Annotated in this window: 7 protein-coding genes; all 7 read left to right on the top strand. The window is 64.4% G+C overall.

Annotation, left to right across the window (positions count from 1 at the left end):
- On the top strand, positions 1-1,826 hold a 1,826-nt coding region (locus AZ34_RS12070), incomplete at its 5' end, for a sodium:solute symporter family protein (protein ID WP_035608367.1).
- A 101-nt stretch (positions 1,827-1,927) separates the two neighbouring features.
- A complete protein-coding gene (locus AZ34_RS12065) occupies positions 1,928-3,865 on the top strand; it encodes a DUF294 nucleotidyltransferase-like domain-containing protein (RefSeq protein ID WP_155831882.1) in 1,938 nt (645 codons plus the stop codon).
- 5 nt (positions 3,866-3,870) lie between these two features.
- Entirely contained in the window at positions 3,871-4,563 is a 693-nt protein-coding gene (locus AZ34_RS12060; protein ID WP_081767194.1) for a PolC-type DNA polymerase III, read from the top strand.
- Between the two features lie 179 nt (positions 4,564-4,742).
- Complete coding sequence (rpsF, locus tag AZ34_RS12055) at positions 4,743-5,111, top strand: 30S ribosomal protein S6 (RefSeq protein WP_035608362.1); 369 nt, start codon at positions 4,743-4,745, stop codon at positions 5,109-5,111.
- Between the two features lie 29 nt (positions 5,112-5,140).
- Entirely contained in the window at positions 5,141-5,440 is a 300-nt protein-coding gene (priB, locus tag AZ34_RS12050; protein ID WP_035608360.1) for a primosomal replication protein N, read from the top strand.
- 61 nt (positions 5,441-5,501) lie between these two features.
- Positions 5,502-5,783 carry a 30S ribosomal protein S18 gene (gene rpsR / locus AZ34_RS12045; RefSeq protein ID WP_035611616.1) on the top strand — a complete coding sequence of 94 codons (282 nt, stop codon included), beginning with the start codon at positions 5,502-5,504 and terminating at the stop codon, positions 5,781-5,783.
- Positions 5,784-5,794: 11 nt separating this feature from the next.
- Complete coding sequence (gene rplI / locus AZ34_RS12040) at positions 5,795-6,247, top strand: 50S ribosomal protein L9 (RefSeq protein ID WP_035608356.1); 453 nt, start codon at positions 5,795-5,797, stop codon at positions 6,245-6,247.
- Positions 6,248-6,405 lie beyond the last annotated feature (158 nt).

Genomic DNA, 6,405 nt, shown 5'->3' with positions numbered 1-6,405 from the left:
CCGGTGCCGACTGGATGAGCGCGGCTTCCTTCATCGGCATGGCGGGTACGCTCTACCTGACTGGCTACGGCGGGTTGGCCTTCATCATGGGCTGGACCGGCGGCTACTGCCTGGTCGCGCTGTTCCTGGCGCCTTATCTGCGCAAGTTCGGCCAGTTCACCATCCCTGACTTTCTGGGAGCCCGCTACGAAGGCAATCTGCCGCGTTTCATCGGCATCGTGGCCGCCATTCTCTGTTCCTTCACCTACGTGGTGGCGCAGATCTATGGCGTCGGCCTGATCACCGCGCGTTTGTCCGGCCTGGCCTTCGAGATCGGGATTTTCGTGGGTCTGGGTGGCATCCTGGTCTGCTCCTTCCTGGGTGGCATGCGTGCCGTGACCTGGACGCAGGTGGCGCAGTACATCATCCTGATCATCGCCTACTTGATTCCCGTGATCTGGCTGAGCGTCAAGCAGACCGGCGTGCCGATTCCCCAACTGGTCTATGGTTACCAGCTGGAGAAGGTCACCGAAGCCGAGAAGCGCCTGATCGCCGATCCGAAGGAGCAGGAAGTCATCGCGATCTTCAAGGCCAACGCCGACGCGCTGGACGCCAAGCTCAAGGACGTGCCCGCCGCGCTGGCGGCTGACCGTGCTGCGGCCCAGGCCAAGATCGCTGAACTGAAGGCGGCCAATGCGCCGGCTGCGGACATCGCTGCGGCAGAGAAGGCCCTGGCGGCAGTGCCTCAGACCGAGGCCGACGCCATCAAGGCCTGGACTGCGGCGCGCAACGCCAACCTTGCGCGCGCCAAACCCCTGGCCGGCATGCCCCCTCACGCACAGATCTACAGCGGCAACCCGGATGGCACGCCCGCCGAGCAGACCGCCTTCGACACCTCACGGCGCAACTTCCTGGCCCTCATCTTCTGCTTGATGGTGGGTACGGCCGCGTTGCCTCACATCTTGATGCGCTACTACACCGTGCCCTCGGTGCGGGATGCGCGCAAGTCGGTAGGCTGGTCCCTGTTCTTCATCTTCCTGCTGTACTTCACGGCGCCGGCCCTGGCCGTGCTGGTGAAATTCGAGGTCTTCAACGTGCTGGTGGGAACCCCGTTCAATCAGCTGCCTGACTGGATCGCGGCCTGGACTGCGGTGGACCCGAGCCTGCTGTCGGTGGCCGACGTCAACAAGGACGGCATCTTCCAACTGGGTGAAATGCGCATCGGCGGCGACATCATCGTGCTGGCCACGCCCGCCATCGGTGGTCTGCCCTACGTGATCTCGGGCATGGTGGCCGCGGGTGGTCTGGCTGCGGCGCTGTCCACGGCTGACGGCTTGCTGCTGACCATCGCCAACGCGCTGAGCCACGACCTCTACTACAAGATGATCGATCCGAACGCCTCGACCACCCGCCGCGTCACCATCTCCAAGGTGCTGCTGCTGGTCGTGGCCTTGTGCGCGGCTTTTGTCGCGGCGCAGAAGCCGGCGGACATCCTGTTCCTGGTGTCGGCGGCCTTCTCCTTCGCGGCGGCGGCCTTCTTCCCGGCCCTGGTGCTCGGCATCTTCTGGAAGCGCGCCAACAAGTGGGGAGCTTCGCTGGGCATGATCGCGGGCCTGGGCATCACCTTCTACTACATGGTGACCACCCAGCCCTGGCTGCGCGGCGTCTTCGGCGTCACCAGCCCGATTGAACTCTGGTGGGGCATCCAGCCGATCTCGGCCGGTCTGTTCGGCGTGCCGGTGGGCTTCGCGGTGATCATCATCGTCAGCCTGCTGACGGGCAAGCCCTCGCAGGAGACGCAAGAGCTCGTGGAGCATGTGCGCTACCCCGATCTCAAGAACGCTTGAGTCAGGGATGCATGGTTGGGCGCCGGCTTGCCGGCGCTGACCTGCAGCAAGCCCGGTCCCGTTAGGGCCGGGCTTTTTTTTCGCCATGAAGGAGTTTGATGATGTGTCCGAGCGCTGCATCGTTCCCGTCCACGGACCCATCGGAAGTGCCGGCCGGCGCGCAGGTGCAGGTGCCGTCGGGCAGTCTGTTGGGCAATCTGCGCCAGGAACTGGCGCGTTTCACGCCGTTCTCGGAAATGGCGGCCGCCGACCTGGATGTATTCCTCGCGAACGCGCGCCAGCAGTACTACGCGCCCGGCGAGGTGCTCGTGGCGCCTGATCATGGCGTGGTCTCGTCCTTGTTTTACATCCGCCAGGGCGCGGTGAGTGGCAAGCGCGGGCTGGCTGAGATCGAGGGTGGCGCCTTCGAGTACGAGGCGGGTGATCTGTTTCCGACCAGTGCGGCCTTGGCCGGCCGCGCCGTGACCGCCACCTACACCGCGAGCAGCGATGTGTTCGTGCTGGCTTTGCCGGTGGCGCAGATGCGTGTGCTGGCCCAACGCAGTCCGCCCTTCGCGGACTTCCTTAACCGGCGCGTGCTCAAGTTCCTCGACCTTTCGCGCCAGGCGCTGCAAGTGGCTTATGCCTCTCAGGCCTTGGCCGAGCAATCCCTGGAGACCCCGTTGTGCGAGTTGATGCACAGCCCGCCCCTCAGTTGCAGCCCTGAGACGCCGTTGCGCGAGGCCTTGGGCGAGATGCAGCGTCGCCGCGTAGGCTCCATGCTGGTGCGCGGGGACCAGGGCGAGCCCCGGGGCATTCTCTCGCGCATGGACGTACTGGACCGCGTGACCCTGCCCGGGGTAGCGCTGGACACACCGATCGGTGACGTGATGGTGACGCCCGTGCACGCCTTGACCCATGAGCACACGGCCGAGGACGCAGCGCTGCTGATGAGTCGCCATGGCATCCGCCATGTGCCCGTGACGCGTGACGGTGTGTTGGTCGGGATCGTGTCCGAGAGGGACCTGTTCGCCCTGCAGCGGCTCAGCCTGCAGCAGGTCAGTGCGTCCATCCGCAACGCGGTGGACCTGGCCACGCTCAAGCTGGTGGCCCAGGACATTCGCCGCTTCGCGCGCAATCTGGTGAGCCAAGGGGTGCAGGCACGCCAGTTGACCGCCTTGATCAGCCACCTCAACGATGTGCTGACCCAACGCTTGCTGGAGCTGGTTGCCCGCGCGCATGGCGTGTCCCTCGACCGCGTCTGCTGGTTGGCCTTGGGGTCCGAGGGGCGCAGCGAGCAGACCATCGCGACGGACCAAGACAACGCCTTGATCCTGCATGACGATATCAGCAGTTCTGAACGCGAGGCCGTGCTGGCCTTCGCGCGCGAGGTCAATCTGGCACTCGACGCCTGTGGGTACCCCTTGTGCAAAGGCGGCATCATGGCCGGCAACCCGGTCTGCTGCCTCCGTCTCGGTGAATGGCGTGCGCGTTTCGCGCGCTGGATCGGGCAGGGCGCGCCCGAGGACCTGCTCAATGCCAGCATCTATTTTGACTTTCGCGCCCTGACGGGCGATATGGCCCTGGCCCGTGCCTTGCGCGCGGAGGTGGGCAAGGCGGCGCGGGCTTCGCCGCGCTTCCTGAAACAGCTGGCCTTGAACGCCCTGGAGCGTCAGCCGCCCTTGAATTGGATGGGTGGCATCGCGGCGGACGATGGTGGTTTCATCGACCTCAAACTCCAGGGCGCGGCCATCTTCGTGGACGCCGCCCGCCTGTACACCTTGGCGCAAGGTCTGGAGGTCACCTCCACGCGCGAGCGCCTGCTCGGCGTGGGGCCGTTGCTGGGCGTGGCGGCGGGTGAGTACGAGGCCTGGGTGCGGGGTTTTGAGTTTTTGCAGATGCTGCGCCTGCAAATCCAGCTGCAGGGCGGGGCCGATCAAACGCATCCCAACCGGATCGCGCTGAACAGCCTGAACGACATCGATCGTCGCATCCTCAAGGAAGCCTTCCGTGTCGCGCGCGGCCTGCAGCAGCGCATGGCGCTGGATTACGCGAGGTGAGTGCGATGACGGGGCAGCGTGTCTGGAGAGAGGGCTGGTGCGCGTGGCTGCGTCGTCTGGCGGGCAACTCGGTTACCAGCTTGGACGAAACCCGCTGGGTCATGCTGGATGTGGAGACCAGTGGCCTCGATCCGCGGCGTGACCGCCTGCTCGCAGTCGCGGCCATCGCCTTGCAGGTGGATTGGTCCTCGCGGCGCATTGCCATTGCCCTGGGTGACAGCTTCGAGGTGGTGCTCAGGCAGGATCAATTGACCGAGGCCAAGGACAACATCCTGCTGCATGGTATCGGCGTACAGCGTCAGCGCGAGGGCATGGCGCCGGAGCAGGCCCTGGCGGCGCTGGCGGACTTCGTGGGGCATTCGCCTTTGCTGGCCTTCCACGCTGCCTTCGACCGCGCCCTGATCACCCGACACATGAAATTGCATCTGAGGTCTACCTTTCCCCAGGGTTTGCCCAATCGCTGGGTGGACCTCGAACCCCTGTGCGCCGTGACGCATGAGCAGGTGCGCGCGCGTTCGCTGGACGAATGGCTGGCACATTTCAACATTGGCTGCGCCGTGCGCCATCAGGCTGCGGCCGACACCTTGGCCGAATGCGAGCTCTTGCTGCGTATCTGGCCTCGATTGGCCACCCAATGTGGCTGCTGGGCCGACGTGGAACGCCTGGCCGAGCAGCAGCGTTGGATTGCCAGGGCCTGAGCTAGCCCATCTGGGCTATAATCGCGGGCTTTCCCCTTGCCGCACCTCGTCTTGACGCCGGGGGCGGCTGCAACCCAGCGCCACTTGCGCGTCGCGTGCTTAGTCCCTGTCCTGGTTTCTTGCCCGGACGCAAGGGTCAGGTATGAAGACCTGCGGTGCCGTATCCACAAGGAGTCTACATGCGTCACTATGAAATCATCCTCATGATCCATCCGGATCAGAGCGAGCAGGTTCCCGCCATGCTCGAGCGTTACAAGGGCATGGTCACCACCGGCGGCGGCAAGGTCCACCGCGTGGAAGACTGGGGTCGTCGCCAGATGACCTACCTGATCAACAAGCTTGCCAAGGCCCACTACCTGTGCCTGAACATCGAGGCCGATCGTGCCGTGATGGAAGAGCTGGAGCACGCCTTCAAGTTCAGCGATGCAGTGCTGCGCCACCTGACGGTGGTCAAGAAGAAGGCAGAGACCGGGCCGTCCGCCATGATGAAGGCGGTCGAGCGCGAGGAAGCCCGCAAGGTTCAGCAAGCCGCTGAAGCGCAGGCCTGATTCCCGCCCCTGGGCGCGATTTTTCAGGAGTGAATTCCGACAACGCCAATCACTTGTCACTGGTCGCCGTGATCGCGGAGCTTGCCGCTCTGCGCTACACCCCGGCTGGTTTGCCTGCCCTGGACCTGCGGCTCGAACACGAAAGCCGCGTGCAGGAAGCGGGACAAGACAGACAGGTGGGCGCCAGCGTCAAGGCCGTGGCCTTTGGCGTCTTGGCTGAGCGTCTGGCCCAGCAGGCCATCGGCAGCCGGTGGAAGTTTCAAGGCTTCCTGGCGTCCCCGAGGCAGGGCAGGAGTCTGGTGTTTCATATCCAGGAGTTTGGCGCCTGAGCATGCCTCGAGCATCCATTCCATCCAGAACCATCAACCGATTCAACAGGAAGTGCCCACCATGGCCACGTTCAAGAAATTCAACAAGGACAAGCGTCCGAAGCGCAACACCCAGTCGCTGCTGTTCAAGCGCAAGCGTTTCTGCCGTTTCACCGTCGCTGGTGTCGAGGAAATCGACTACAAGGACATCGACGTGCTGCGTGACTTCATCGCCGAGAACGGCAAGATCATCCCGGCGCGCCTGACCGGCACCCGCGCGATCTACCAGCGCCAGCTGAACACGGCCATCAAGCGCGCGCGCTTCCTGGCGCTGCTGCCCTACACCGACCAGCACAAGATCTGAGGAGTAAGAACATGCAAATCATTCTGCTCGACAAGGTCGTCAACCTCGGCAATCTCGGTGAGATCGTCAAGGTCAAGGACGGCTACGCACGCAATTTCCTGATCCCCGCTGGCCGCGCCCGTCGCGCCACCGAGGCCGCCAAGCGTGATTTCGAGGCCCGCCGCGCCGAGCTTGAAAAAGCCGCCGCCGCCAAGCTCGCTGAGTCCCAGGCCCTGGGCGAAAAGCTGGCTGGCACGACGGTCAAGCTGACGCAAAAGGCTGGCGTGGACGGCCGATTGTTCGGTTCCGTCACCAATTACGACATCGCCGAAGAGCTGGGCAAGCAAGGCTACGCAGTCAGCAAGGCCCAGGTGCGCATGCCCGCCGGTCCGATCAAGACTGTGGGCGACAGCACGGTGAGCGTGGCGCTGCACACGGACGTGGTGGTGGAAATCAACGTCTCCGTCTACGGCGAGACGGCCTGATCACTGAACACTCGGCTGGCCTCGCAGGGCAAGCCGTCCGACCGTTCGACCCGCGAGGGTCGGGCGGTTTTTTTATTCCCTTCCCGTGGTTTCCCCGGGATAGGCACCTCTTATCCACAGGGGTGTCAACAGGGCTATGCACCGCTTGTTTTGACCTG

The organism is Hylemonella gracilis str. Niagara R, from assembly GCF_000600295.1.
Lineage (GTDB): Bacteria > Pseudomonadota > Gammaproteobacteria > Burkholderiales > Burkholderiaceae_C > Hylemonella > Hylemonella gracilis_A.
This window is presented reverse-complemented; position numbering and strand designations above follow the sequence as displayed.

What these genes read in the sequence shown, in the direction of transcription:
- AZ34_RS12060 (WP_081767194.1), top strand. Translation starts at nt 3,871, where the DNA reads ATGACGGGGCAGCGTGTCTGGAGAGAGGGCTGGTGCGCGTGGCTGCGT.
- rplI (WP_035608356.1), top strand. Translation starts at nt 5,795, where the DNA reads ATGCAAATCATTCTGCTCGACAAGGTCGTCAACCTCGGCAATCTCGGT.
- rpsR (WP_035611616.1), top strand. Translation starts at nt 5,502, where the DNA reads ATGGCCACGTTCAAGAAATTCAACAAGGACAAGCGTCCGAAGCGCAAC.
- rpsF (WP_035608362.1), top strand. Translation starts at nt 4,743, where the DNA reads ATGCGTCACTATGAAATCATCCTCATGATCCATCCGGATCAGAGCGAG.
- AZ34_RS12065 (WP_155831882.1), top strand. Translation starts at nt 1,928, where the DNA reads ATGTGTCCGAGCGCTGCATCGTTCCCGTCCACGGACCCATCGGAAGTG.